Raw genomic sequence first — 26,874 nt, 5'->3', positions numbered from 1 at the left:
TTGTAAAATAATCTAGGTTGATAAAGCAGTATTGTCTTGTAAAATTTTATGTTAGTATGCCGTGTTAATTATAACTATAATTTCGAAAATTTTGATTTTGTTCTAAGTTAAGGGAACCATCGATTTATGACCGATTTGGCTAACAATATTTCTCCAATAAATATTGAAGATGAATTAAAAAGCTCCTATTTAGATTACGCAATGAGCGTAATCGTAGGCCGTGCATTACCTGATGTTCGTGATGGATTAAAACCAGTGCATCGTCGCGTTTTATTCGCTATGAACGTACTAGGTAATGACTTCAATAAACCATATAAAAAATCAGCTCGTGTTGTTGGTGACGTAATTGGTAAATATCACCCTCATGGTGATACTGCTGTATACGATACCATTGTACGTATGGCGCAACCTTTTTCACTAAGGTATATGCTGGTAGATGGGCAAGGTAACTTCGGTTCTGTAGATGGCGATTCAGCTGCTGCAATGCGTTATACCGAAATTAGAATGTCGAAAATTGCACATTCTATTCTTGCTGATTTAGATAAAGAAACCGTCGACTTTGTTCCAAACTATGACGGCACTGAACATATCCCAGCGGTAATGCCTACGCGTATCCCTAACTTATTAGTTAATGGTACTTCAGGTATTGCGGTAGGTATGGCAACAAACATTCCTCCTCATAATTTAACTGAGGTTATCAATGCTTGTTTAGCGCTTATCGAAAATAGCGATTTATCTGTAGAAGAACTCATTGAATATATTCCTGGTCCTGATTTCCCTACTGCAGGTATTATCAGTGGTCGAGCAGGTATTCAAGAAGCCTACAGAACAGGTCGCGGAAAAATAAAAATTCGCGCACTTGCTGAAATAGAAGTGGATGAGAATTCAGGTAAAGAAACCATTATTGTTCATGAGTTACCTTACCAAGTTAACAAAGCTCGCCTGATTGAAAAAATGGCTGAGCTTGTTAAAGAAAAACGTTTAGAAGGTATTTCAGCTTTACGTGATGAGTCTGATAAAGACGGCATGCGCATGGTTATTGAAATTAAACGTGGTGAAGTAGGCGAGGTTGTTTTAAATAACCTTTTCAAACTAACTCAAATGCAAGTGTCTTTTGGTTTAAATATGGTGGCATTAACTAATGGCCAACCTAAATTATTTAACCTAAAAGAAATGCTTGAAGCGTTTATACTTCATCGCCGTGAAGTAGTAACTCGTCGTACGATATTCGAACTACGCAAAGCACGTGAAAGAGCTCATATCCTTGAAGGTTTATCAATCGCATTAGTGAATATAGATCCTATTATTGAGCTAATTAAGCAATCTCCTACACCAAGTGAAGCAAAAGAAAAGCTTGTTTCTCAAGGCTGGGAATTAGGTAATGTTGCAGACATGCTTTCAGCTGCTGGTTACGATGCAGCTCGCCCTGAATGGGTAGAACCTGAGTTTGGTATTAGAGACAACAAGTACTTCTTAACGGTACCACAAGCTCAAGCTATTTTAGACTTACGTTTACATAAATTAACGGGTCTAGAACACGAGAAGATTTTAGCTGAATACAAAGAGCTACTTGATGTTATTGCTGAGTTATTACATATCTTAGCGACTCCTACACGTTTAATGGAAGTTATCCGTGAAGAGTTAGAAGTTATTCGTGAAGACTTTGGTGATGAACGTAGAACTGAAATCTCTGATGCTTCTCATGATTTATCAATGGAAGACTTAATCACTGAAGAAGATGTTGTTGTGACACTTTCTCATGAAGGTTACGTTAAGTACCAAGTTTTAGCTGATTACGATGCACAGCGTCGTGGTGGTAAAGGTAAAGCTGCTACTAAAATGAAAGAAGAAGATTTCATTGAAAGACTTCTTGTTGCTAACACACATGACACTATTCTTTGTTTCTCAGACAAAGGCAGAATGTATTGGCTTAAAGTATTCCAATTACCATTAGCAAGCAGAACGGCAAGAGGTCGTCCTATTGTTAACATTCTTCCATTAGAGTCTGACGAAAGAATTACGGCTATTCTACCTGTACGCGAATATGAAGAAGACAAGTTCATCTTTATGGCTACTGCATCAGGTACGGTTAAGAAAACTCGTTTAACAGAATATTCTCGTCCAAGAGCTAATGGTATTATTGCTATTAACTTACGTGAAGATGATACGTTAATCGGTGTTAATATTACGAATGGCGATAACGACATCATGCTATTTTCTGACGCTGGTAAAGTAGTACGCTTTACTGAAGGTAAGAAGAAGCCTGAAGATGAAAACTTTGTTGTTAAGCCTGTAGGTCGTAACGCAACAGGTGTTCGTGGAATGAAGTTAGAAAACGACGAAAAAGTTGTTTCTCTTATTGTTCCAAATAATGACGGTCCAATCTTAACCATTACTGAAAACGGTTTTGGTAAGCGTACTGCATTAGAAGAATACCCAGCGAAGAGTCGTGCAACTAAAGGTGTTGTATCTATTAAAGTAAGTGAACGTAATGGTAAAGTTGTTGGCGCTGTTCAAGTTGAAGAGCAAGACGAAATTATGCTTATTACTGATAATGGAACCTTAGTACGAACTCGTGTAAATGAAGTAAGCGTTATTGGACGTAACACTCAAGGTGTTCGTATCATTCGTACTTCTGAAACAGAGCTAGTTGTTGCATTACAACGTATTGATGAAATTCAAACAGACGAGTTAGATGAAATTTCTGACGAAAATGCTGTTGATGAATCATCATCACCTGAAGCTAACGTTGAAACTCCTGCAGAGTCATCTGCGAGTGAGTCATCCGACGAAGCCGGTGAAGATATAGAATAACAACTGTCATAAAATAAAAACAAAAGGGCGGTTTAACCGCTCTTTTTTATGTTTGAGTAGGTATTAATAAATAAAGTGTATAAGTAGGTTTATATTGCTTCTTAGCCGTTAAGCTTACTTATTAATATAACGAAATTTCAAAAGGTTAATTTTAAAATGTCTGGTGTTTATAACTTTTGTGCTGGTCCTGCAATGTTGCCTGTCGATGTAATGACTAAAGCACAGCAAGAATTTATTAATTGGAACGATATGGGTAGTTCTGTAATGGAACTGAGTCATCGCAGCCCTGAGTATATTGCTGTTGCAGCGAAAGCTGAAGCGACACTGCGTACATTAATGGATATTCCAACTAACTATAAAGTATTATTTTGTCATGGTGGCGGTAGAGGACAGTTTTCAGCTGTGCCTTTAAACTTATTACCAGCAGGCAAAAAAGCTGATTATATTGTTTCAGGTTCATGGTCAAAATCGGCAGCTGCAGAAGCGGCTAACTTTGGCGAAGTAAATGTTATTGATGTAACGCAAGAAACTGAAAGTTCAAAATCTATTCTTCCTTTAAATGAATGGCCATTATCACCAGACGCAGCTTATGTACATTACTGTCCGAATGAGACGGTTGATGGCGTAGAGATATTTGATCTACCTGAAACAAACGGCATACCTTTAGTCGCTGATTTGTCTTCAACAATTCTTTCAAGAAAGTTTGATGTATCAAAGTTTGGTCTTATCTATGCTGGCGCTCAAAAGAACATAGGTCCTTCTGGCTTAACTATCGTTATTGTTAGAGATGATCTTATTGGTCATGCACCTAAAGCTACGCCTTGTATTATGAATTACAAAAGCTTGGCAGATAATGATTCTATGTATAATACGCCTCCAACGTATGCATGGTACTTAGCAGGTTTAGTTTTTGATTGGTTAACTAACTTAGGTGGCGTTAACGCTATTGAACAAGTTAATACTAAAAAAGCAGAACTGTTATACAACTATATTGACGAAAGCGATTTTTATCAGAATAAAATTGCCAAAGAATTCCGTAGCACTATGAATGTTCCTTTCTGGTTAATGAATGAAGAGTTAGACAAGAAATTCTTAACGGAATCAGTTAACAATGGCTTAACTGCGCTTAAAGGTCATCGTATGGTAGGTGGTATGCGTGCAAGTATTTATAACGCTATGCCTTATGAAGGTGTAGAAGCATTAGTTGCGTTTATGAAGAAATTTGCACAGGAGAACGGATAGAATGGAACAATTAACATTAAATCCTATTGAAAAAATCAATGGCGAAATCTTTTTACCTGGTTCAAAAAGCTTATCTAATCGCGCGTTATTAATAGCAGCGTTAGCCAATGGCGAAACCAAAATTACTAACTTACTCGTTAGTGAAGACATTGAACATATGCTTAACGCTTTAACAACGCTAGGTATTAAATACACATTAAGCGATTGTGGTACAGAATGTACCGTGGTTGGTAATAACGGCTTCTTCAAAACAGAGAAGCCATTAGAGTTATATTTAGGTAACGCGGGTACAGCTATGCGTCCTTTATGTGCTGCATTAGCGGCGAGTGAAGGCGAGTTTGTATTAACAGGCGAGCCAAGAATGAAAGAGCGACCTATTGGTCACTTGGTTGATGCACTCGCGCAACTTGGCGCAGGTATCGAATATCTAGAAAACAAAGATTATCCACCGGTAAAAATATCTGGCAAAGCTTTAACAGGCGATACTGTTAGTATTGATGGTTCAATCTCAAGTCAATTTCTAACCGCTATATTAATGGTGACTCCACTCCTTAAAACTAACACCAATATAGAAATTATAGGTGAGTTAGTTTCAAAACCCTATATTGATATTACTCTAGATATTATGTCTAGATTTGGTATTAAAGTGCAAAACAACGACTATCAGTCATTTACTGTGCAAGGTAACCAATCTTACCAAGCATTAGATAGATACATGGTAGAAGGTGATGCTTCATCTGCATCGTACTTTCTAGCTGCTGGCGCAATCAAAGGCGGAGAAATTACAGTACATGGTGTAGGTCGTTTAAGTGTTCAAGGTGATAAGCACTTTGCTGACGTTCTAGAAAAAATGGGCGCAGAGGTTAAATGGCATGATGAATCTATTACTGTTGTAGGTAAACCACTTACTGCCGTTGATATGGATATGAATCATATACCTGATGCTGCAATGACAATTGCAACAACAGCACTTTTTGCCAAAGGTACAACCAGCATTCGTAATATCTATAACTGGCGAGTGAAAGAAACAGACAGATTAACAGCAATGGCAACAGAGCTTAGAAAAGTAGGGGCCGAAGTGATAGAAGGCGAAGACTTTATCACGATAACACCGCCCGCTACATTAAAGCATGCTGAAATTGATACTTATAATGATCATCGCGTTGCTATGTGTTTCTCTCTTATTGCATTGAGTGATACACCTGTAACGATTAATGATCCTAAATGTACAGCAAAAACATTCCCTGACTATTTCGATAAGTTAGCGCAGGTTTCTTGCTAAATACGTTAAAAAATAAAATTTTATGCGATTTGGGGTGTTAAATCCCGTATAATCACGCCGATTTTCGACATTAGGAGAAAGATGTATGCAGCAAAACGTTCCAGTAATCACTATTGATGGACCTAGTGGGGCTGGTAAAGGCACTGTAGCTCGTATAGTTGCAGAAAAGCTTGGATGGCACCTACTTGATAGTGGTGCAATATACCGCGTTTTGGCTTTAGCGACTCATTATCATCAAGTTGATGTGACTGAAGAAGAGCCACTGATCCCTATGGCAGCACACTTGGATGTGCAATTTGAAATAAGTAGTGACGGAGAAAGTAAAGTTATCCTTGAAGGGGAAAACGTTACAGACACTATTCGTAATGAAGAAATAGGTAAACTTGCTTCTAAAGTAGCGGCTTTTCCTCGTGTAAGAGAAGCCTTATTAAGAAGACAACGCGCCTTTAAAGTAGCTCCTGGCTTAGTTGCTGACGGCCGAGATATGGGTACTATCGTATTCGCAGACGCAGCTGTTAAAGTATTCTTAACAGCGAGTGCGGAAGAAAGAGCAGAGCGCAGATTTAAACAGTTGAAAGATAAAGGGCAAGATGTTAAAATCGGGCGCCTTTTAGATGACATACGTCAGCGTGATGAGCGAGATCAGAACAGAGATGTCGCACCATTAATCGCCGCTAAAGGGGCGTTAGTTATTGATTCTACAGATATTTCTGTAGAAGCTGTAGTCGATAAAATATTATCTTTTGCGGTTAATTTAACTAAACAAACTACGTAAACATAACCTTAAGCCTAATGTAAGGATACGCTGGGCATTATTAACAACCCCATGAAACATGTATGTTGATTGGAATACAAGCTGAGTTCATATAATTATTATGACTGAAAATTTTGCACAACTTTTTGAAGAAAGTTTAAAAGAAATCGAAACCCGTCCTGGTTCTATTATCAAAGGAACCGTGGTTGCTATCAATAAAGACAACGTATTAGTTGACGCTGGTTTAAAATCAGAAAGCGTTATCTCAATCGACCAATTCAAAAACACTTCTGGTGAAATTGAAATTAGTGTTGGTGACGTTATCGACGTAGCGCTAGACGCAACGGATGATGGTTTTGGTGAAACAATACTTTCTCGTGAAAAAGCAAAACGTCACGAAGCATGGCAAGTGCTTGAAAAAGCATACGAAGAAAAAGAAACTGTTATCGGTGTTATCAACGGTAAAGTTAAAGGTGGCTTCACGGTTGAAGTTAGCAATATTCGTGCTTTCTTACCTGGTTCATTAGTAGATGTTCGCCCAATCCGCGATACAGCTCACCTTGAAGGTAAAGATTTAGAATTTAAAGTTATTAAGCTTGATCAAAAGCGTAATAACGTTGTTGTTTCTCGTCGTGCTGTTATCGAATCTGAAAGCAGTGTTGAACGTGATGCATTATTAGAGTCATTAGCTGAAGGCCTAGAAGTTAAAGGTATCGTTAAGAACCTTACTGACTACGGTGCATTCGTAGATTTAGGCGGCATTGACGGTTTACTACACATTACAGATATGGCTTGGAAACGCGTTAAGCACCCAGGCGAAATAGTAAATGTTGGTGACGAAATCCAAGTTAAAGTACTTAAATTTGACCGTGAACGTACACGTGTTTCATTAGGTATGAAGCAATTAGGCGAAGATCCATGGGTTGCTATTGCTAAGCGTTACCCTGAAGGTGCTAAACTTTCTGGTCGCGTAACTAACTTAACTGACTACGGTTGTTTTGTTGAGATCCAAGAAGGCGTTGAAGGTTTAGTTCACGTTTCTGAAATGGATTGGACTAACAAAAACATCCACCCATCTAAAGTTGTTAACTTAGGTGATACTGTTGAAGTAATGGTATTAGAAATTGACGAAGAACGTCGTCGTATTTCTCTAGGTCTTAAACAATGTATCCCGAACCCTTGGGAAGAGTTTGCTAAGAACTTCAACAAAGGTGATAAAGTATCAGGTAAGATCAAGTCAATCACTGACTTTGGTATCTTCATTGGTCTTGACGGCGGAATTGATGGTTTAGTTCACTTATCTGATATTTCATGGGCTGGCGGTGAAGAAGCTGTTCGTGAATACAAGAAAGGTGATGAAATCTCAGCTGTTGTATTACAAGTAGACCCTGAGCGTGAACGTATTTCATTAGGCGTTAAGCAAACTGAAGACGATCCGTTTAACCAGTATCTGACAGACACCAAAAAAGGTGCTATTGTTAATGGTAAGGTTCTTGAAGTAGATGCTAAAGGCGCTAAGATTGAACTAGCTGAAGGCGTTGAAGGTTACTTACGTGTAGCTGATATTTCACGTGAACGTATCGAAGATGCGACAACTGAATTATCTGTTGGTGATAGTGTTGAAACTAAGTTTGTTGGTGTAGATCGTAAGAACCGCACAATCAGCTTATCAATCAAAGCTAAAGACCAAGCAGATGAGCGTGAAGCAATGGATTCGTTGAACCAATCTGCTGAAGATACTTCTGGTTTAAGTGCTATGGCAGAAGCGTTTAAAAACGCTAAAGGCTAATAGTAACTAACTAAGCATTAAAGGAAAGTATAGTCTATACTTTCCTTTATATAATCCAATGGCGCATAAGCTAAATCACAACTGGAGGTTAATATGACCAAATCAGAACTGATTGAGAAGTTAACTGATAAATTAAGTCATTTATCGGCTAAAGATGTAGAACAATCGATTAAAGAAATTCTTGAAATGATGGCGCAAACTCTTTCAAAGGGTGATCGTATTGAAATAAGAGGTTTTGGTAGTTTTTCATTACATTATCGTGCACCGCGTGTTGGTCGTAACCCTAAAACAGGTGAGTCAGTAGAACTTGAGGGTAAATATGTACCTCATTTCAAACCTGGTAAAGAGTTACGTGAAAGAGTTAATCTTTCAATTGCTTAAGAAGTTATAAGAGTTTTTTACTCTTTGCTTTCAAATGAAATGGCATGCTTTTTAGCGTGCCTTTTTTTTATATTAAATCGACTAGAAATATAAGAGTTTATTGTGCGTTTATATTTAACTGTTATTTTATTCCTCATTTTTTTAGCTATCGCCTTTGTGTTTGGCAGTCAAAACGATCAAACATTTACACTCAATTACTTCATTGCAAGAATTGATATATCGGTAGCTGCTGCTGTAAGTTTATTTACTATTGTTGGTTTCATACTTGGCTTATTATTTTGCTTCTTATGGAAATTAATCAATGTAGTTTCTCCTAAAAAATCAAAAAAATAGCTCCTAGGATTCATTATATATGGAATGGCTTTTTCTATTATTACCCGTAGCTGTAGCTTATGGCTGGTTCATGAGAGGTAATAACCTCAAACAAAATGCACACGCCGAAAAAGAAGAATTATCAATAAAGTATTCTACTGGCTTAAACTACCTTTTCTCGAACCAACAAGACAAAGCGATTGATTACCTACTTGAAGCATTAAAAGTAGAAGATGACTCTGTTGAAGCCCATTTTGCTATGGCTAATCTATTTAGACGACGTGGTGAGCTTGATCGTGCGTTAAAAGTGCATGAGCATTTAGTAAGACAAAAACATTTACCTAATACTGCTCAACAACAAGCCGTTTTTGAGTTAGGTAAAGATTTCTTAAGTGCTGGTTTGTACGATCGTGCTGAAAACATGTTTGATCAATTATTAAAATCTAAAGTTTATGGTTTGAAATCATTAAGCTTTTTAATGCAAATTTTTCAATCAACTAAAGATTGGGAACGTGGCGTTAACTTAAAGAAAGCTATTGTTAAAACTAAAGATAAAAAGCTTAAACATAATCTTGCTAACTTTTACTGTGAATTAGCCACAGTTGCTTTGAAAAAAGATGAATTTATTGAAGTTATCGAGCTTTTAGAACAAGCACTATTACTTGACCCTGACTCATGTCGTGCAAATTGGTTGATGGCTCAAATTTATGAGAATCATCAACAATATGCTGAAGCTTGTCAGTGTTACCGTGATATTTATAAGCAAGATAAAGAATTCTTCCCTGATGTTATCATTAAAATGCACCATTGTTATACTGAGCTTGGTGAAGAAGAAGCCTTTTACAAATTTATCAGAAAAGTTTATGAAGAAACAGGAAGCTCAACTGCCTTAATCGCATATTTAACTTATCTAGAAAAAAATCATAGTTTAAGTAAAGCGAAAGATTTTATTTTACTCGCTTTAAAACGCAGGCCAACTATTCGTGGTTTCAATCACTTTGTTGAAATGCAAATGACGGAATCAGAGTTAGAAAAATCAACCGAGCATCTAGATGTTATAAAAGAACTTGTTTCTGAGTACTTAAAGCTTAAGCATAGATATAGTTGTAGAACGTGTGGTTTTAACAGTAGTACGCATTATTGGTCTTGTCCGTCTTGTCATGACTGGGAACAATTGAAGCCAGTGCGTGGGCTCGAAGGCGAGTAGTATTATTTTATCGTTGCGCTAAGCTTAAACTTCTTCGTCATAAGTACTCATTGATGTTCATCAATTCCGTGCTTCTTCCTTGAATTTTAATCATAGCGCTTAGCTAAAATTTACTACATGCTTATTAAAGAATTAAAGAATTAAAGAATTAAAGAATTAAAGAATTAAAGAATAGGGAACTCCATGTTTGATCCAAAAGTTGTTGTTGCATTAGATTTCGATAAAAAAGCAGATGCTTTATCTTTCGTAGATAAAGTACAGCCGAGTGACTGTCGCCTTAAAGTCGGTAAAGAAATGTTTACTTATTTCGGACCTGAATTTGTTAAATCGTTAACAGGCAAAGGTTTTGATGTTTTTTTAGATTTAAAATTTCATGATATTCCAAATACGGTAGCAAAAGCGGTGAGTGCTTCTGCTGACTTAGGTGTGTGGATGGTAAATGTTCATGCAAGTGGTGGTACTCAAATGATGGTAGCAGCTAAAGAAGCATTAACTTCTTATAAGCAAGATGCACCATTATTAATTGCTGTTACGGTATTAACCAGTATGGGACAAGATGACTTACTGGGTTTAGGCATTACTAAAACACCTGCTGAGCAAGTAATGGCATTAGCTACTTTAGCAAATAACAGTGGCTTAGATGGTGTTGTGTGTTCTGCATGGGAAGCTGAAGCGTTAAAGCAATCTCAAGGTAAAGAGTTTAAATTGATCACTCCAGGTATAAGACCTGCAGGTTTTTCTGCTGATGATCAAAAAAGAATAATGACGCCAAGAGAGGCTATTGATGTAGGTGTTGATTATCTAGTAATAGGGCGTCCAATTACAAAAGCTGAAGATCCACATAGTGTTTTACAAAGTATTAATGCTTCACTTCTTTAATTAGGAAGGAGTCTTTTTCTTTAGCTTTAATCTAATTGAGTAAGTAACAATCTAACGAGTTACTTACTCAACATTTCTTATATATCTTCTTAGTAACTTTCAAAATACAATTTCTTAAATAAAACAAATAGTCGCTAATATAACAGCAGCAATCCAAAGTGTTTCAACCAGCATTAATACAATAGGTTTGAACCCTACAGACTTCAGTTTAGCGAAGTTTGATTTCATACCTATAGCAGTAATCGATATAACTAACGCGAAACGAGAGAAGCTTGTAGCTGGCTCTACTATCATTGCTGGTAGTGTGAAGCATGAATTTATTATCATAAGAATAACAAAAGCGATTAAAAAACCTGGAACCTTAGCTGTTTTTGCGCCTTTATGATCACCAGTCGTTTTTAATTTAATAATAAATAGCATAGCTAATACAACCGGCATTAATAAACTTACACGCACTAATTTAACCAGTGTCGACATATCTCCAGTTTCTTCGCTAATTGAATAACCAGCTCCAACAACTTGTGCTACATCGTGAATTGTTCCACCTAAGAAGAAACCTGAATCTATATCATTTAACCCTAAATAGGTAACTAGAATAGGGTAGACAACCATGGCTATCGTTGATAAAGAAGTAACCCCAATAATAGTAACTAAGGTGTCCCTTTCTTTGTTTTTATGTTCAGGCAGTATCGCTGTGATTGCCATTGCTGCGGAAGCTCCACAAATTGCAACGGAGCCGCCAGTAAGTGCACCAAAGCTTTTACTTAACTTCATTTGCTTAGATAAAATAACGCCTAAACAAATCGTACTGGCTATAGCTACAATTAAAATTACAATTGCTTCCCAGCCTAAAGTTACTAAATCATTTAATGCTATTCTTAAACCAAGTAGAGCAACACCAACCCTTAAAATAAAGGTCGCAGCAAACTCAATACCTTTGGTACAAGGTGAGTCTTGGTAAAGAAACGACATAGCTATACCTAATAACAAGGCAAAAAGCATAGCGGGAGCACCATAATGCTCACTTAAAAACAAAGCCGCTAACCCAGTAATCGTAGTAACACTAATCCCGGGTAGTAGCGCTTTAATATCGATAGCCATAATTTTACTTTTGGCCTAAAACAACAAGAACTTTACGTTTGGTTTCGCCTGAATATGGGCGTCTTCCATGCATAGCTAAGTTATTATCTACTAAGGCAACATCGCCATTCTGCCAATCAATGTTATAAGAAACTGATTCAGAGATAGCTACAACTTTATCTAAATATGTTTTAGTGAAGAAACTATTATCACCAAAACATAGAGCGACTGAAGGATCTTTATTTACGCCTTGCCAGCCCTTGTATGCAGCAATTATTTGGTTAAAGAATACTTTTCTATCACCATTTAACGTTCTAATTGCTGGTAATGCAGCTGTTTGTGCTTTTAACGATCCGTCTCCTAACCACTGCCATGTATAACCTAATTCTTTAAGTTTTTCTTCACCACCAGCTACATCAGATACACTTAATGTACTACGCCAGCTTCGACCTTGACCTGACTCTGGTCTATCTTCGCCTGGCATTACTGTTGTGTATTTAATTCCAACTTGCTCTAGTTTATTTGTTGTCTCTGCATCAAATTCAACTAATTGCTTATAAATTTCATCAGAGCGACATATAACTGTAGCGCCACCATGATCAGCAGCTTCTTCACAAAATAGAGATATTCTTTCAGGATAAATAGGCGTTTGAGCCATTTCATTATGAAGATAAATTTCTACATCTTTAGGAGCTTCATTCGCTGTAAATACATATTCCGTATAGTTAATACGTACAGCATTTGATAAAGACTCTTTATAAGTAAAGTTTGGGTAGCCAAAAGCAGAAAAGAAATCATCATATGTTTGTGCATTTTTAACAGGGAAGCCCCTGAAAAGTATTGCGCCTGTATGACTTAACTCTTTTTGTAATACCGCTAAATTTTCAGCTATCCACGATGTAGCTTCTTCAATCGTTTTTATTGAACCATCATTGACGATAATGGCAGGAAACTCTTCAGCAGAGCTTCTTAAATCGTTGAGCATATTGCTAATGTAAGCCATAAAGGTTCCTTAATCGTAAATAGGATAAAATTTATTGAAAGCTGCTTCGCAGAAATCACCTGGATCATTAAAACGCTTATTGATGTTAAGTGCTGAAATAGCCATCATTTCATCATCAGACAAACAAAAATCGAAAATACTAATATTTTCTTTCAAACGGTTGAGGTTGCTACTTTTAGGAATAATTGAACAGCCACGTTGTACACCCCAGCGTAAAACGATTTGCGCAGGTGTTTTGTTTAAACGTTCAGCAGCTTTAACTACAACACTTTGCTCTAATACTGATTCGCTTTGTTTAGCCATATCTAACTCAAGGTAAGATAACGCACCTAAAGGTGAGAATGCAGTTACGCTGATGTTATAGCTTTTGGCTAATCTAATTAATCTTTCTTGAGTAAGGTAAGGGTGCGACTCAATTTGTAATTGAGCTGGCTTAATTTTCGCGTAAGCCATCAAGTCGTTTAATAAACCCGAAGTGTAGTTACAAATACCGATCTCTTTTACTAAGCCTTTTTCGCTTAATGCTTCCATTGCCTGCCAAGTTTCTTGTAATGGAACAGGTGCTATTACCATTTCAGGAGTTTCAGATTCTGGGTCCATTATCCATTCAGGTGGGTAACGAGTATCAAAAGGAACAAATGGTTGAGCAATCGGGAAATGTATCAAATAAGTATCTAAATAGGTTAAACCTAAATCAGATAATGATTTTTGAAAGGCAAGTTCTACATGCTCTTTCGCATGGTAAGTGTTCCAAAGTTTTGAAGTGATTTTTAAGTCTGCTCGAGTACAAATACCATCTTCAATTGCACGAGCAATACCTTTACCTATTTCAACTTCATTGCCGTAGTCGCACGCACTGTCTAAATGTCTATAACCAATTTTTATAGCGTTATATACAATATCTGCACATTCTGATTCTGGAAGTTTCCATAATCCTAAGCCAACCTTATAAATATCTATGCTTTCCATCTGTACACCTTTGTCTTATAAAATAACTATTGTTATGTATCTTATATAAGACTGTGTTTTTGTCAAACAGTTATTTGCTTAAATATAAAGTTAAGTTAAAAGAATGAACGCTGAGATAGATAAAGACAAGGAGAGGAGCAGGGTAATAATGCCTTAATATGAAGTTGAACATATATTAAGGCATGAAGTATTAAGGTATAGAGGTTCAGGTTACATTATATCCGCTAGATAATGATATTTGTCAGAAAGGCAACGAGTTTTTCTATACTCAATAAGCTTACCTTCAAGGGAGTGTGCTATACGTGTAAAGGTAAGTAGAGGATCGTTTACTAAAATATTTAATTGCTCTGCATCGCTTTCATTTGCTAGCTCGGCTTTGATCCTATCCGATATGTTATGTACCGTATGATGATAATTCGTTTGGTAAAAATGATATAAGGTGTGTGGAATATCGGCTTCTTCTATTAAGCCTTCAAAATATTTTTTAGGCAGATAAATGTCTTCTAAAATACACAGCTCACCATCTATTTTTCTTTTACGGGATAAAACGATAACTTCTTCATCAGGCTTAAGTTGTAGGTTTTCTGCTACTTCACCTGCAGCTAATTCAATTTTACGGGATAACGTTTCAGACTTTGGCAACTCAGGCTTTTTACCATCAGCTACTATAGGAAAGAATTTGTACAAAGCATTTTGACTTGTGCGTTCTGAGACGAAAGTACCAACACCTTGTTTTCTTTCTAAAATTTTATCAGCCGTTAAAATGTTTAAAGCTTTACGAACCGTACCTTGGCTAACATTAAATTCATCAGCAAGCTGAAACTCATTAGGTAACATTTCTCCTGGCTTCCATCGTTGCTCAACAATAAGTTGAGTCACATATTCTTCAACTTGTTTGTATAAAGGTTGATAAGAAGGGCCATTGGCGCTGAGCTTACTTTCGAATTTATTTTTTTTCATTGGTTACTACAAATAGTCCTAGACTGGGTTTAGTTAGATAACTTAAGGCGATTATATAAACAAATATAATGGAACAATACTATTAAACCACTATATTATAAATACTTGTCGACTATTTATCCTTTAATAAAATAATTATTGATAGATTCGATCTAAAATTACTATCTTTTATATCTTATATAAGATATCTTTTTTCGAAATAAATTAATAATTGGAGTTTAGCTATGTCTGAATTTAATGTAAACAGTCCTCAATGGAATGATATGAAACAGCTTATCATTATAGGTAAAGCTAGCATCAATAATAACGTTGTTACATTTGATACAAATGAGGGAGTTATCCGTATTTCTTTGTCAAATGCTGGTGTGCGCTTTCAATTAGGCAAAGCAAGACAACACAATTATGAAATGATAAAGAATGAACCGCAGGTTATCGAAACTGAATTACAAAGCTTGGATGATCAATCTATCATTTCAGCAGGTGACTATAAACTTATTATCGAGCATTCCCCGTTTAATTTTACACTTAGTAAGCTTGATAAGGTTATTCAGTCTACGCCTAAAGATGGTCATTTTGTTCGTCATTATCGACTTCCTCCTTTAACTAAAATTGAAGATAAATGGTTTATGTCATTTGAGCTAGGTTCTAGTGAGCCGGTTTACGGTTTAGGTGAAAAGTGGGGCAAGTTAGATAAAAGAGGGCAGTTAATCCGTTCTTTTAATCACGATGCCCTTGGTGTTAATGCTGAAATATCATATAAAAATGTGCCATTTGCATGGAGTCCATCAGGTTGGGGACTTTTCGTTCATACACCTGCACCGGTAACTCATGGGGTTGGCTTCGCTCCTTGGTCACAACGCTCATATGGTTTACTTGTAGAAGATAATTACGCAGATATTTTCTTATTACATGCAGACTCTAGTGCTGACATGCTAGATCTGTACACCCATATTACCGGTAAAGCACCAACGCCTCCTGATTGGAGCTTCGGTGTTATTTTATCTAAAGCTTATTATAAAGATGTTCCTGAATTAATGAGTACAGCAAAAGCTGTGCGTGAACATAATATGCCATGTGATGTGATCACCCTTGATGGCAGAGCTTGGCAAGATACCGATACACGTTTTGCTTTTGAATGGGATAAGTCTAGATACGATAACCCAGCTAAAGTCATCAGTGATTTAAAAGCGATGAACTTTAAAGTATGTATTTGGGAATACCCAATGATTTCAGTCGAAAACGACTTATTCGATACTTTAGATAAGAAAGGCTGGCTAATTAAAGACAAACGTACAGGAAAATCATTTCAATACGACTGGGACATGAGCGCATTTGGTGAAGTACTTACACCATTACCTAAATCAGGTATTTTAGATTTTACTCATCCAGAAGCTTACGAGTTTTGGTGTGAAAGTCATAAGCCATTATTTGATCTGGGTGTAGATATGATCAAAGCCGACTTTGGCGAACAAATTGAAGACGACAACATGCTTGCTCATAATGGTGAATCGGGACAAGCACTCCATAATATTTATACATTACTTTATAACCGCTGTGTATATGAAGCAGCACAACGTTATAGCAAAAATGGGCCTTTCTTATTCAGCCGTTCCGCCTGGATTGGCTCTCAAAACTATCCAAGCCAGTGGGGCGGAGACCCTCAAGCTGATTGGGGTGGTTTGGCTGCTAGTATTCGTGGTGGATTATCTTGGGGACTTTCAGGTTCACCATTTTATGCAACTGATGTGGGTGGGTTCTATAAAGATACACGTGACGCAGAACTTTTTGTACGTTGGATTCAAGCAAGTGTATTTTCAGCTCATATGCGTTTACATGGTATTGGTCAACGCGAACCATGGGCATATGGCGAAGAAGCTGAGGTATGTGCTAACCAAGCATTAAAACTAAGATATAAACTTTTACCTTATATTCAAAAAACAGCACAGCAAGCTACAGCTTCAGGTTTACCTGTTCAAAGAGCTATGGTGTTAGCTTTTCCTGAAGATAAAGCGGCATGGCATTTTGAAGACCAATACATGTTTGGTGATGATTTACTTGTTGTTCCTTGTTTACAGCCAGGTGGAGACGTAGAGTTTTATTTACCTGAAGGTGAATGGAAGATGATGAACGACAGTCAAAACCGAAGCTTTACTGGGGGGAAAGTTCACCAGCTAACATTACAGCTTTCAGAAATCGCTGTTTTCGCATTAGTAGGTAAAACTATTCCTTTAGGTGCTGAAATTGAACATACTGATGAAGTAGATTCAATAGCAACTATTACTGATTATTGGACTGTGTAAAGTAAAAAAACATATAAAAACTATAATAAAAAGATACTAACTGATCCACGTTCTTACTGTTCATTAAAATAAATATTAAAGAGCAACAAGCTCTAATAAATCTGAACATAAAAAAGTTTTAACGTGTAAAGGTTAGTATCTTCATAAACGGGGATTTTTCAAACATGTCATCGCTACAAATTTTTTCGACACTGGCATCATGTATGTTTTTTATGGGAGTAGTTGCATGGATCTCTTATCAAAAAACAAAAGGTGAAACCGACTCAAAAGATGGTTACTTCCTTGCAGGCAGGGGACTAACTGGTGTATTCATTGCTGGTTCTATGCTGCTTACTAACTTATCAGCAGAGCAGCTTATCGGGCTAAACGGTTCAGCTTACAAATTCAACTTAAGCGCTATGGCTTGGGAGGTTACGGCTGGTTTCGCAACCATCGTGATGGCACTAGTTTTCTTACCTAAATACCTCGCTGGCGCTTTTACTACCTTACCTGAATTCCTAAAAACTCGTTTTGATGACTCTGTTAGACGTATGACGGTCGTTCTATTTATGGTGGGTTATGGCTTAATCACTATTCCTTCTGTTTTATATGCTGGCTCTGTTGCTGTTTTACGCTTATTTGATGTGCCTGAACTTCTTAATTTAAGCTATGAAGTTAGCTTAGTGCTTACTATAGTAATGGTTGGTAGCATTGGATCTTTATATGCGATATTTGGTGGATTAAAAGCAGTTGCTGTATCTGATACTTTAAATGGTGTTGGACTACTTATTATTGGAATTTTAGTGCCTGTGCTCGGTTTGTCTTTATTGGGTGATGGAGATATTGGAGCGGGTGTGAATACTATTTTAAATGATCATACCGAAAAACTTAATGCTATTGGTGGTGAAAGCGATCCCGTACCTTTTGGAACTATTTTCACGGGGATGATTTTTGCTAACCTCTTCTATTGGTGTACTAATCAATATGTAATACAAAGAACATTAGGCGCTAAAAACTTAGCTGAAGGTCAAAAAGGTGTTCTGTTATCAGGCTACTTTAAATTACTTGTACCATTTTTAATGATGTTACCTGGTGTGATCGCATTTCATTTATACCAAGGTAAAGAACTACCATCATTCGATTTAGCTTACCCACAATTGGTTAAAGATGTATTACCTAACTATATGTCAGGCTTTTTCTTGGCGGTATTATTAGGGACTGTATTTAGCTCTTTCAATTCATTATTGAATAGTGCCGCTACATTGTTTTGTTTAGATGTTTATATGCCTTTTAAAAAAGACAAAGTATCTGATAAACAGCTTATTAAAGTAGCTAAAATTGCGAGTGTAGTCATAGCTTTGTTTTCATTTATTGTTGCGCCGTTACTAATGTTTGCTCCAGAAGGTTTATGGCAAATAATCCGTATATTTACAGGCTTTTATAATATACCTGTTATCACCATTGTTTTAGTGGGATTTTTCACTGCTAAAGTACCAGCAATAGCCGCTAAAATAGTCATTATATTCCACGTAATTACCTACGGTATTCTTAAGTTCGTCATAGAAGTTGATATTAACTTTATCCATATATACGCCATTCTATTCGTTATTGAAGTCAGTATGATGTTGCTAATAGGTTATTTATATCCACGTAAAGGTGAGATTATATTTAATGTAACAGGCTCTGTAGATCTTGTACCTTGGAAATATGCCCAACCGGTAGCTATTACGTTAGCAGCTCTAATTGTTCAGTTATATCTACTATTTTCACCTATAGGCTTGGTTGATGGCTTTAGTGAGTATTACTTACCTTGTAGTTTAACTGTACTACTTCTTAACATTATTTTTTGTTCTATTGTTATTCAAAGATGGAATAGAAAACATGCACTAGAAACCAATATCCCTTTAAACTAAAAGACCAGAATATATAAGAGTTAGTCGTGTTTTAATGCCTTAACTCTTGAAATATATACATATTTATTATCATTAGTCTTATATAAGATATTAGTTGTTTTATCAAGTATAAGAGTGTAATCTAAAATTACAGTGTTGATGGTTTGAACATAAAATCTTTCACTAGAAAATAATAATACCAATGCTCAAAAGAGCATGAAAAACCAAACGATATATAACAATCTATAACAGCAAGTAAATCGGGGAATCATATGAATAACAAAAAAAACAAGCTTTCATTAGCAATTGTTTCGGCATTAGCTATCACAAGTGTTGCTATGCCGGCACTAGCAGAAGAAAGTTCGAAGAAAGAAGGTTTAGAAACTATTACCGTTACATCGCAAAAGCGTGTAGAACGAGTTTCTGAAATTCCAGTAGCTGTTTCTGTTTTAAGCAGCGACCAAATAGACTCTTCTTTCTCAAGTAGCTTTGAAGGTCTTCAAAACTTAGTGCCTTCTGTAAGTTTCAGTAAAGGTTCAACAACTCGAAATTCAGCAATAACTGTTCGTGGTATAGGTACTATCTCATTTAGTGTTGCAGCAGAGCCTAGTGTGTCAACAGTAGTTGATGGTGTTGTGTTGGGTCGGTCAGGTCAAGCTTTTACTGATTTATACGATTTAGAACGAATTGAAGTATTACGTGGCCCACAAGGTACACTGTTCGGTAAAAATGCCTCAGCAGGTGTAGTAAATATTACAACCAAACGTCCAACAGGTGAAACTGGTGGTATGGTTGAAGCAACCTTAATGCAAGGTAATGAATATAAGTTAAAAGGTAAACTTGAAGGCGAAATTAATGACAGTGCTGCAGCAAGTATTGTTGTAACTAAGTCTGGCTACGATGGTTACCTTTACAACGTTTATAATAATGAAAATGTTAACGGCTACGACAAGCAAGGCTTTAGAGCAATGCTTGATTTAGAATTGTCTTCTGATACAAAAGCATTATTTATTTTTGAAAGTGCAAGTTCAGATGATGATTGTTGTGCCGATGTTGAAGGGTTACCTAGTGGTAGAAATCCTGCTTCTGAAGCTGCTCCTAATAGTAACGGTGTAGTTAATGATGTAGCAGACTTTGATTTAGATCAGCGTTTAGTTGACCATGATTTTGAATCTCGCACTATTGATAATACTACTGCATTCTCTGTACAAATAGATAAAGAGTTAGGTGATTATACGTTAACTTCAATTACGGCATACAGAGAGTGGGAGAACACTGAATACCGTGAAGGTGATTTTACTTCAATAGCTGGCGACTCTACAGAAACAGTAACTTTTGACAATACCCCTCCATTTCAACTACATGATGTTGGCCCACAAACTTGGCGTCAATTTTCACAAGAAGTTCGTATAGCTTCTCCTATTGGTGATGCATTAGATTGGCAAGCAGGTGCATTTTTCTGGAAAATGGATTCAGAGCGTAGCTTTACACGTGAAGCAAGTTGTCAAAATAATGGTACTCAATTAAATGATGCTATTTCAAATTACTTGATGACAACACAGGGTGTTGATGCTCCAACAGATACTGAAGTTTCTGATTTTATCTCTGCCGAAGGTATTACATGTGGTGCTAATGATATTGTTAGTGCAACTGCTTATATGAAAACAGAGTTTGTAAACTGGGCTCTATTTGGTGATGGTAAATATCACGTATCTGACGATTTTAGATTATTATTTGGTGCGCGTTATACTAACGATGAAGTTAGCTATACTCATAACAGAGTAAGTGATGACCAATATGGTCGTACTGGTGTCGGTGTAAGACCTGCAACTCAAAATACAGATTTCGCTGGCGAAACGGATAATACCAATACATCGTTTAAACTAGGTGCTCAATACGACATCAACGAAGATAGTATGGTTTATACAACATGGGCGCAAGGTTATAAAGGACCAGGCTTCAATGTTTTCTATAATATGTCTGCAAATGATGCAGACCCAATCGCTGAAGAAACCAATGACGCTTATGAAATTGGCTATAAGTATGCATCAAGTAATTTTGTATTTAATGCAGCAATATTTAGAACCGAAATTGAAGGTTTTCAAGCAAATAACTTTGATAACTCTAGTGGTGTAACAATTACTCGTTTAACCAATGCAGGTAATGTTTCTACTCAAGGTATAGAGGCTGATTTTGTTTGGCAGGCAACTGACAATTTAACTCTAACGGGGGGGGGTTGCCAAAGTTGATGCTGAAATTGATGAGTTTTTCTGTCCGGTAGGTGAGCCTTGTACAGATCGTTCTGGTTTAGATGTTCCATATTCACCAGACTTAAAATACTCATTTTCAACTGAATATGTAACTGAACTTGAAGGCATGAATATTATTTGGAATGCATCTTATGTATACACAGATGAACAGCGAGCAGTCTTGCCCAACAACGAACCTGACCAGATAACAGGTAGTTACTACAGTCCTGTCACATTATTACCAGATTACGCATTAGTAAATGCAAGTGTTGCTTTCTCGTTTGATGACGATAAATACCGAGTATCATTAATTGGTAAAAACTTAACAGATGAGAAATTCTTCACGAGTTACAGTGGAGATGGTTTCAGATATCAAGTATCACGTGATGCTGATAGACATTTCGGTATTCAGTTCAGATCGAATTTTTAATGGTTAATCTTTTATCTTAATAATACGTTAAGTTAAAATGTCATCTTAACTAAGCCTGCGAAAGCAGGCTTTTTTTGTTTAAATTTTAAAGTAATACATACAGCCAATAATAGATGGATAATATGAGTATAGGCTTTAGGTAAAGCTTTAATGAATACAATAGTTAACGTAAGAGTGAAGACGACAGTATTAAATTTAGAAAATACTTTTATTAGATATAATTATAGATGGAAGGAGATCTAAGCGGTTAAATAACATTTCCGTGGTTAATCGCCATGACTACTACGATAACCAGCCTTGAACAGTGGATATGTTTTTAGATCATTGATTTTATAAATAACCACTGATAAATAATGAATGCTAACCGCTAAATACATTCACACTTATCAGACTTTTTTTGGAATAAACTCACCATGAAAATCATCAGGCGTTTTACCGTTTACTTGTAACGACAACCACTCTAAATAGGTCTTAATAGGTAAAGCTTCAGAATAATAATAACCTTGACCAATATCACAACCAAATGCTGTTAATGTCGCTTCATCTTGCGCAGTAGTTAATCCTTCAGCTACAACCTCTAACCCAACACCTTTAGCCATTTTTACTGTAGTTTCGGCAATGACTCGGCGTTTATCATCATTGTGAATATTCTCAACAAATTGTTGGTCTATTTTTAGTTCTTGGAAGGGGAGCTTATCTAAATTAGCCAGCGAAGAATAACCTGTACCGAAGTCATCAATACTTACTTTTATACCTAAAGAAGTAAACTTATCAATTACCTGTACAGCGTGTTCATTTTTAGCAATATTAGCGGATTCAGTTATTTCAAAAATAATTTTTTCTGTCGGTACAGCAAACTTATCGACTATGGCTAACATCTCTTGATAAAAGCCCTTAGAGGTTAAATTAATACCACTAATATTAATCGACACCATATGGCTACGATAATCTTCCATAATCAAGGTATGTTGAGCTAAAGACTGCTCTAAAACCCACAATGTTATTTTATTAATTAACCCCATATCTTCAGCTACAGGAATAAAAATAGAAGGAGAAATAAATCCTTTAGTTGGATGATCCCAGCGGATCAAACACTCACTGCCACACACTTTACTTGTTTTTAAATCTATTTGAGGTTGATGATAAACCTGTAACTCTTTATTACGTAAGGCATGTTGAATATCAGAAGCAAGCTCGAGTAAAAAGGTTGAACTATCGCGTGTATGAATTGCATAAGTTGCCCATTTCTCTGGTGTATTCTGAGCTTCTATTATCGCTAAAATCGCATTCTTAATTAGATGTTTACCTGTTGAACCATGCTCAGGTGAATGTGCAATACCTATAACACCCGTTAACGATAAGTTAAGATCTTTTATCGTATAAGCCTTACAAAGAATGTCTTGTATGTTTTGGATGAAAACCTCAGTAGATACAGTCAGTTCATCTAAATTAACAACAAAGCCGATACATTTTCCTTGAATATAGCTAAGTTTTTCATCATCCAATGTAATAGGGATAATTGCCGTATTATTTTTAAAATATGAGCTTAAGCTCTGATTAAATCGCTTAAATAAAGCAAATAAGGTGAGATCGTCCACATAGTGTTGTATGTTTTGAATATGTTCAGGTTGTATCACAATAACACTAAAATTTTTATTGTGATTGCTGAGTTTCTTTATTGCGTTTGTTAAGTTTAATTGGCGTGGTAAACCTGATCTAATGTGATGACTTAAATGATGTAGTTTGTCTTGTTCATTCTTTCTCATTCTTTCAGTTAAAGCCAAAGCGATAAAACCAACTTGTGCTATCACACCTAAAATAAAAGCATTTTTGCCAACAAACGAACATTCGATATAACCAACAGAAATCAAATATTGTGTTATCGAACCGGCTAAGTAAGGCAGCCAAGATATATAATAAAACTTTGCCCAAACAAACTTTTTACTAATATTCCTGCAAACGACCAATAAGCCAAATAACCAAAGTAGAGGCTGTAACCACAAAAAGATGGTTAAGTCGCTTGAGTAGATAAATTGAGCCGCTAAAACTAATAAGATAAAGGCGGTAATGAAAGAATAAACTCTGGTTTTATACGCTTTGTTTGTCATTACTCTGTCTTGTAAAAAATACAGAGAAAAAATGATCAAATAGATATTAAGTGCATATTGAAAATATAAAGTCTGTTGATTTAGCCAGAGCTGAAAATCATTTGAAAACAGCAAGTAACCAAAGCCACTTGTGGTTGAAAAAACTAAAAAAGTGCAAATTAAGTAAGCCGCATAAGTAAAGTTAACTCTATCCTTAAGAGAAACATACAAAGCAACATTATCTTTAGCTACCAATAAAACAATACCAATAAATGCACCAAATAAAGCGATTGAACTATGAATGTAGCGATCAAAATATCCAGAATCATAAATATTTACAGGAACAACACGGTTGGTATTGGTTTTAAGTTGAATAAAAAATGAAACAGATTCATTAGGGGGTAAAGTAAAAGAAAAATGAGGGAACATGTGCTGAAAAATTGAATTTTCTAACGCTAATTTTTCTGTAGATGTATCATTTTTGCTTACTTGATAATAAGAGAATATATTTTCTGAAAGGGCATCTACATGTAAAATCCGCTCTAGTTCTTTATCGGTTTTATTTGTAATATTTAACTTAACCCAATAAAAACTATTAATTATTTTTTCAGAATTTAAGCCTTCTTTATTAATAAATAAATGTTGCTGAGAAATAGGCGGTTGTAAATTAGGTTTGTCCTGTTCAGTTAATAGGTATTGATATTCTATCGATATTTCATCAGAAACCATATTTTGATAATCGCCTAAAACCCAAAGGTTTTTTGCAACTAACCATAAAACGGTACTTATTGAAGCAATAAATAAAAGCAGAAAACTTAGTTTAATCGCTTTATTAGCTTGTTCGAAAAAAGAGGTGATGTGCATGTTAAAGGAAACCTAATACTTTAGAATCTAATCTAAAAAGTACCTTTAGTAGTATTTTTATTATCTAAATATAATAGCCTCTAAAGCCTGATATTGCACGGTGAATCATTATTTAAATCGCATTGTAGAAGGAAATATCATCACTTTATCTCACTTCATTGAATTTTAATTAACTCACACAATTTTATGAGTTGTTTAGCTCGTATTTCATGTTCTTGTTTATATTATTGTTATTACTCTACAAGCTTATATTAATTTAAACATATTCACCCATTCGGTGATAAATCATATTGTTTTGATGAGTCTGTAGAGGCATGAAGCAATATTTCTTTTTACTGTGTATTGGTAGCTCTTCTTTATTAAATAGACCTTGTTTCACGATACGGAACACATATATAGATTTACGATTGGCTAGACGCTACCTTCAAATTCAGGTTTTGTGTAAAGGCGTTATTTCTTGCGGCGTGAGAAATAGTCTCTTTTTTTCGGCCTTTAATCCGAATGTTGTAGAAGTGTGCGTAAGGCTTGTTTATGACCAAAAAACAAAGTAAATCATTGATGATTATACTAATTGCGTAATAGGAAGTAGATTACTATGAATGTAGGCATGTTTAACTTATCGTTTAAAAGAATGTTGCTCTTACCGATTTTAACTTGTGTTTTAGCGGCTTGTGGGGGAGGAAATGATAATAAAGTTGCTGTTGAAGAAAGTGGAGGCCAAGTTATTGTTCCAGCGGAAGAAATGAATATTTTACAAGTGCTTGAAGCTGATACCAGTTTTAGTCGCTTTCTAGGTTCCCTTGAATTAGCAGGTTTGACTGATAGATTCGCAGATACTAGTCGTCAATTCACCATTTTCGTACCTAATAATAGTGCATTTGATTTATTAGGAGATATAAGTGGTTTAACTAATGACCAGTTGAATTCTTTATTGCTCTATCACGTGTTAGATAATCAGGTGGATGGGACTACAATTGCATCTTTAAAAGATCAGCTTACTTTCACTGAAAATAGCCAAGCAATTACTTATAAAGTAGATGACAGTAATAATTTGTATATTAATGATGCCCAAATTGTCATTACAGATATCGTAGCTACGAACGGTATCGTTCATGTGTTATCAGAGGTATTGGCTCCAGAGCTCGATCCAAAGTTTTTATGGACCTCATTTGATGAGACTGAATTAGTTGCTCACGAAAATGTTCCTAGTGCGTTATTTTCAGACGTAGGCAGTGATACTTACATACGTTTTTTACGGACATAACTTAGATAAATCAATTGCGACCGATGTGGGGGCTGGAGATGTTTCTGGTCATTGGCAAGCTGGAACAGATAGTGATCCTTATCCATACCAAGTTTGGATACCAGAAGCGCAAACTGAGAGTATGCCTTTGGTGCTTATCCTGCATACACGTGGGGAACAGGGAGATGATAATAATGCACAGATCATTACAGAATTAGCTAGCACATGGGCTAATAACGTTGAAGAGCCAAGTATTTTATTGGCGCCTCAAGCACCATCAGGGACAGGAGCATGGTCGGTAACTGATCTTGATAACATCATTTACGAAATACAGTCCAATTATAATATTGACCTTAATCGCTTATATATTACTGGACACTCATTTGGCGGTAGAGGCGTGTTAAATATGCTGTCAGGTTCAGATCACAAATTTGCGGCTGCAACGTTGTTTGCACCTTCAGGCAAGGGGTTCGATGATCTTGATACATCGACATTAGGTGAAACGCCACAATGGTATGTAGTATCAAAAAGTGATGTGATTGTGGACGACGAAGCTGTTTATAACTACTTCTTAGAAGTGTATGCATCTGACTCACAATAATCCACAACAAAGGTAGCTTACCGCACACTATAACCATTACAATTATGTGGCGGCCGCTGGCCGTCGTGTTTTTAAATCGAATATTCAATTTAATCTATAAAGGTACTTTGGACATATCTTATTCGAGGTAAGAAAATAGCACTAAAAATCATTCAACACTTCGCAATCTTTAGGCTAAATATTCGCGATCTATTTTTTATATTTGTACTTAACCCTATCTGGACTTACTTAAACAAATCCTGCTCGTAGCACTTAATTTAGGTACCTAATTTGATAATGTAGCCTTTATCAAATTAGTAAGCAGTAGCTAGTCTTAATTCCAAATTATCGTTTATATCTGTCATTATAATGTGAAGTACAACGAGACGATGCCACGATGATACTAAGTATTCTAAGATGAATGGCTCATTAAGGGAGGTTTAAAATCTAATATCAAAGTTTAATCTGCTATTTAAATGAGTTAGTATTTGTTTTTTTGTAACGCGTACCTATTAAGTTGCTGTTAAATAATTAGTAAATGTTATCGCTTATATTCGTATACCTAAACATATATTTAC

At 36.0% G+C, this 26,874-nt stretch carries 18 protein-coding genes and 1 pseudogene; 14 read left to right on the top strand and 5 right to left on the bottom strand.

All coding sequences use genetic code 11. The features are described 5' to 3' along the window. Positions 1-126 precede the first annotated feature (126 nt). The 9 genes from gyrA (at position 127) to pyrF (ending at position 10,660) form a co-directional block, all read left to right on the top strand. Entirely contained in the window at positions 127-2,814 is a 2,688-nt protein-coding gene (gene gyrA, locus ACPUVN_RS07775) for a DNA topoisomerase (ATP-hydrolyzing) subunit A (protein ID WP_426370381.1), read from the top strand. A 156-nt stretch (positions 2,815-2,970) separates the two neighbouring features. Further along, entirely contained in the window at positions 2,971-4,056 is a 1,086-nt protein-coding gene (gene serC, locus ACPUVN_RS07770) for a 3-phosphoserine/phosphohydroxythreonine transaminase (protein ID WP_426370380.1), read from the top strand. A 1-nt stretch (position 4,057) separates the two neighbouring features. Continuing rightward, positions 4,058-5,338 (top strand): 3-phosphoshikimate 1-carboxyvinyltransferase, encoded by a 1,281-nt coding sequence (gene aroA / locus ACPUVN_RS07765; protein WP_426357161.1) that lies wholly within the window; start codon positions 4,058-4,060, stop codon positions 5,336-5,338. 85 nt (positions 5,339-5,423) lie between these two features. Further along, positions 5,424-6,113 carry a (d)CMP kinase gene (cmk, locus tag ACPUVN_RS07760; protein WP_426357162.1) on the top strand — a complete coding sequence of 230 codons (690 nt, stop codon included), beginning with the start codon at positions 5,424-5,426 and terminating at the stop codon, positions 6,111-6,113. Between the two features lie 100 nt (positions 6,114-6,213). Next, the gene (gene rpsA, locus ACPUVN_RS07755) at positions 6,214-7,881 is read left to right on the top strand and encodes a 30S ribosomal protein S1 (RefSeq protein WP_426357163.1); all 1,668 of its coding nucleotides are present in this window, start codon (positions 6,214-6,216) and stop codon (positions 7,879-7,881) included. A gap of 81 nt (positions 7,882-7,962) precedes the next feature. Next, positions 7,963-8,262 (top strand): integration host factor subunit beta, encoded by a 300-nt coding sequence (ihfB, locus tag ACPUVN_RS07750; protein WP_426370560.1) that lies wholly within the window; start codon positions 7,963-7,965, stop codon positions 8,260-8,262. Between the two features lie 102 nt (positions 8,263-8,364). Then, positions 8,365-8,595: a lipopolysaccharide assembly protein LapA domain-containing protein gene (locus ACPUVN_RS07745; protein ID WP_426357164.1), complete on the top strand. Its 231-nt coding sequence runs from the start codon at positions 8,365-8,367 to the stop codon at positions 8,593-8,595. 19 nt (positions 8,596-8,614) lie between these two features. After that, entirely contained in the window at positions 8,615-9,781 is a 1,167-nt protein-coding gene (lapB, locus tag ACPUVN_RS07740) for a lipopolysaccharide assembly protein LapB (protein WP_426357165.1), read from the top strand. Between the two features lie 183 nt (positions 9,782-9,964). Beyond that, positions 9,965-10,660, top strand: a complete 696-nt coding sequence (gene pyrF / locus ACPUVN_RS07735; protein WP_426370379.1) for an orotidine-5'-phosphate decarboxylase — start codon at positions 9,965-9,967, stop codon at positions 10,658-10,660. Between the two features lie 114 nt (positions 10,661-10,774). On the opposite strand, the gene ACPUVN_RS07730 is transcribed toward pyrF, so the two are convergent. The 4 genes from ACPUVN_RS07730 to ACPUVN_RS07715 all read right to left on the bottom strand — a co-directional run bounded on the left by ACPUVN_RS07730 (position 10,775) and on the right by ACPUVN_RS07715 (position 14,672). Next, a complete protein-coding gene (locus tag ACPUVN_RS07730) occupies positions 10,775-11,761 on the bottom strand; it encodes a YeiH family protein (protein WP_426357167.1) in 987 nt (328 codons plus the stop codon). A gap of 4 nt (positions 11,762-11,765) precedes the next feature. Next, on the bottom strand, positions 11,766-12,743 hold the full coding sequence (locus tag ACPUVN_RS07725) for a TauD/TfdA family dioxygenase (RefSeq protein ID WP_426357168.1): 978 nt from the start codon (positions 12,741-12,743) through the stop codon (positions 11,766-11,768). A 9-nt stretch (positions 12,744-12,752) separates the two neighbouring features. Further along, positions 12,753-13,712, bottom strand: coding sequence for an aldo/keto reductase (locus ACPUVN_RS07720; RefSeq protein WP_426370378.1), 960 nt, complete (start codon positions 13,710-13,712; stop codon positions 12,753-12,755). A 210-nt stretch (positions 13,713-13,922) separates the two neighbouring features. Further along, positions 13,923-14,672, bottom strand: a complete 750-nt coding sequence (locus ACPUVN_RS07715; protein WP_426357170.1) for a GntR family transcriptional regulator — start codon at positions 14,670-14,672, stop codon at positions 13,923-13,925. A gap of 224 nt (positions 14,673-14,896) precedes the next feature. On the opposite strand from ACPUVN_RS07715, the gene ACPUVN_RS07710 reads away from it, so the two are divergent. From ACPUVN_RS07710 to ACPUVN_RS07700, 3 genes and pseudogenes are all read left to right on the top strand, one after another. Further along, positions 14,897-16,972, top strand: a complete 2,076-nt coding sequence (locus ACPUVN_RS07710) for an alpha-xylosidase (protein ID WP_426370377.1) — start codon at positions 14,897-14,899, stop codon at positions 16,970-16,972. Positions 16,973-17,136: 164 nt separating this feature from the next. Further along, entirely contained in the window at positions 17,137-18,864 is a 1,728-nt protein-coding gene (locus ACPUVN_RS07705; protein WP_426357172.1) for a solute:sodium symporter family transporter, read from the top strand. Between the two features lie 251 nt (positions 18,865-19,115). Further along, a pseudogene (locus ACPUVN_RS07700) lies at positions 19,116-21,522 on the top strand (TonB-dependent receptor). A 386-nt stretch (positions 21,523-21,908) separates the two neighbouring features. On the opposite strand, the gene ACPUVN_RS07695 reads toward ACPUVN_RS07700, so the two are convergent. Next, positions 21,909-24,473 (bottom strand): EAL domain-containing protein, encoded by a 2,565-nt coding sequence (locus ACPUVN_RS07695; RefSeq protein ID WP_426370376.1) that lies wholly within the window; start codon positions 24,471-24,473, stop codon positions 21,909-21,911. Between the two features lie 631 nt (positions 24,474-25,104). Between ACPUVN_RS07695 and ACPUVN_RS07690 the strand changes: the two genes are divergently transcribed. After that, entirely contained in the window at positions 25,105-25,737 is a 633-nt protein-coding gene (locus ACPUVN_RS07690; protein WP_426370375.1) for a fasciclin domain-containing protein, read from the top strand. After that, positions 25,706-26,317, top strand: coding sequence for a hypothetical protein (locus ACPUVN_RS07685; protein WP_426370374.1), 612 nt, complete (start codon positions 25,706-25,708; stop codon positions 26,315-26,317). Before ACPUVN_RS07690 ends, ACPUVN_RS07685 begins: the two co-directional genes overlap by 32 nt. Positions 26,318-26,874: the final 557 nt, after the last annotated feature.

The sequence above is a fragment of the Pseudocolwellia antarctica genome (genome assembly GCF_049933045.1).
Taxonomy (GTDB): domain Bacteria; phylum Pseudomonadota; class Gammaproteobacteria; order Enterobacterales; family Alteromonadaceae; genus Pseudocolwellia.
Note: the sequence above shows the minus strand (reverse complement) of the source record. Positions and strands in the feature narration are given on the sequence as shown.

Bases quoted from the DNA above. Each gene is read 5' to 3' on its own strand.
- gyrA (WP_426370381.1), top strand. From the start codon at position 127: ATGACCGATTTGGCTAACAATATTTCTCCAATAAATATTGAAGATGAA.
- serC (WP_426370380.1), top strand. From the start codon at position 2,971: ATGTCTGGTGTTTATAACTTTTGTGCTGGTCCTGCAATGTTGCCTGTC.
- aroA (WP_426357161.1), top strand. From the start codon at position 4,058: ATGGAACAATTAACATTAAATCCTATTGAAAAAATCAATGGCGAAATC.
- cmk (WP_426357162.1), top strand. From the start codon at position 5,424: ATGCAGCAAAACGTTCCAGTAATCACTATTGATGGACCTAGTGGGGCT.
- rpsA (WP_426357163.1), top strand. From the start codon at position 6,214: ATGACTGAAAATTTTGCACAACTTTTTGAAGAAAGTTTAAAAGAAATC.
- lapB (WP_426357165.1), top strand. From the start codon at position 8,615: ATGGAATGGCTTTTTCTATTATTACCCGTAGCTGTAGCTTATGGCTGG.
- pyrF (WP_426370379.1), top strand. From the start codon at position 9,965: ATGTTTGATCCAAAAGTTGTTGTTGCATTAGATTTCGATAAAAAAGCA.
- ACPUVN_RS07730 (WP_426357167.1), bottom strand. From the start codon at position 11,761: ATGGCTATCGATATTAAAGCGCTACTACCCGGGATTAGTGTTACTACG.
- ACPUVN_RS07725 (WP_426357168.1), bottom strand. From the start codon at position 12,743: ATGGCTTACATTAGCAATATGCTCAACGATTTAAGAAGCTCTGCTGAA.
- ACPUVN_RS07720 (WP_426370378.1), bottom strand. From the start codon at position 13,712: ATGGAAAGCATAGATATTTATAAGGTTGGCTTAGGATTATGGAAACTT.
- ACPUVN_RS07715 (WP_426357170.1), bottom strand. From the start codon at position 14,672: ATGAAAAAAAATAAATTCGAAAGTAAGCTCAGCGCCAATGGCCCTTCT.
- ACPUVN_RS07710 (WP_426370377.1), top strand. From the start codon at position 14,897: ATGTCTGAATTTAATGTAAACAGTCCTCAATGGAATGATATGAAACAG.
- ACPUVN_RS07705 (WP_426357172.1), top strand. From the start codon at position 17,137: ATGTCATCGCTACAAATTTTTTCGACACTGGCATCATGTATGTTTTTT.
- ACPUVN_RS07695 (WP_426370376.1), bottom strand. From the start codon at position 24,473: ATGCACATCACCTCTTTTTTCGAACAAGCTAATAAAGCGATTAAACTA.
- ACPUVN_RS07690 (WP_426370375.1), top strand. From the start codon at position 25,105: ATGTTGCTCTTACCGATTTTAACTTGTGTTTTAGCGGCTTGTGGGGGA.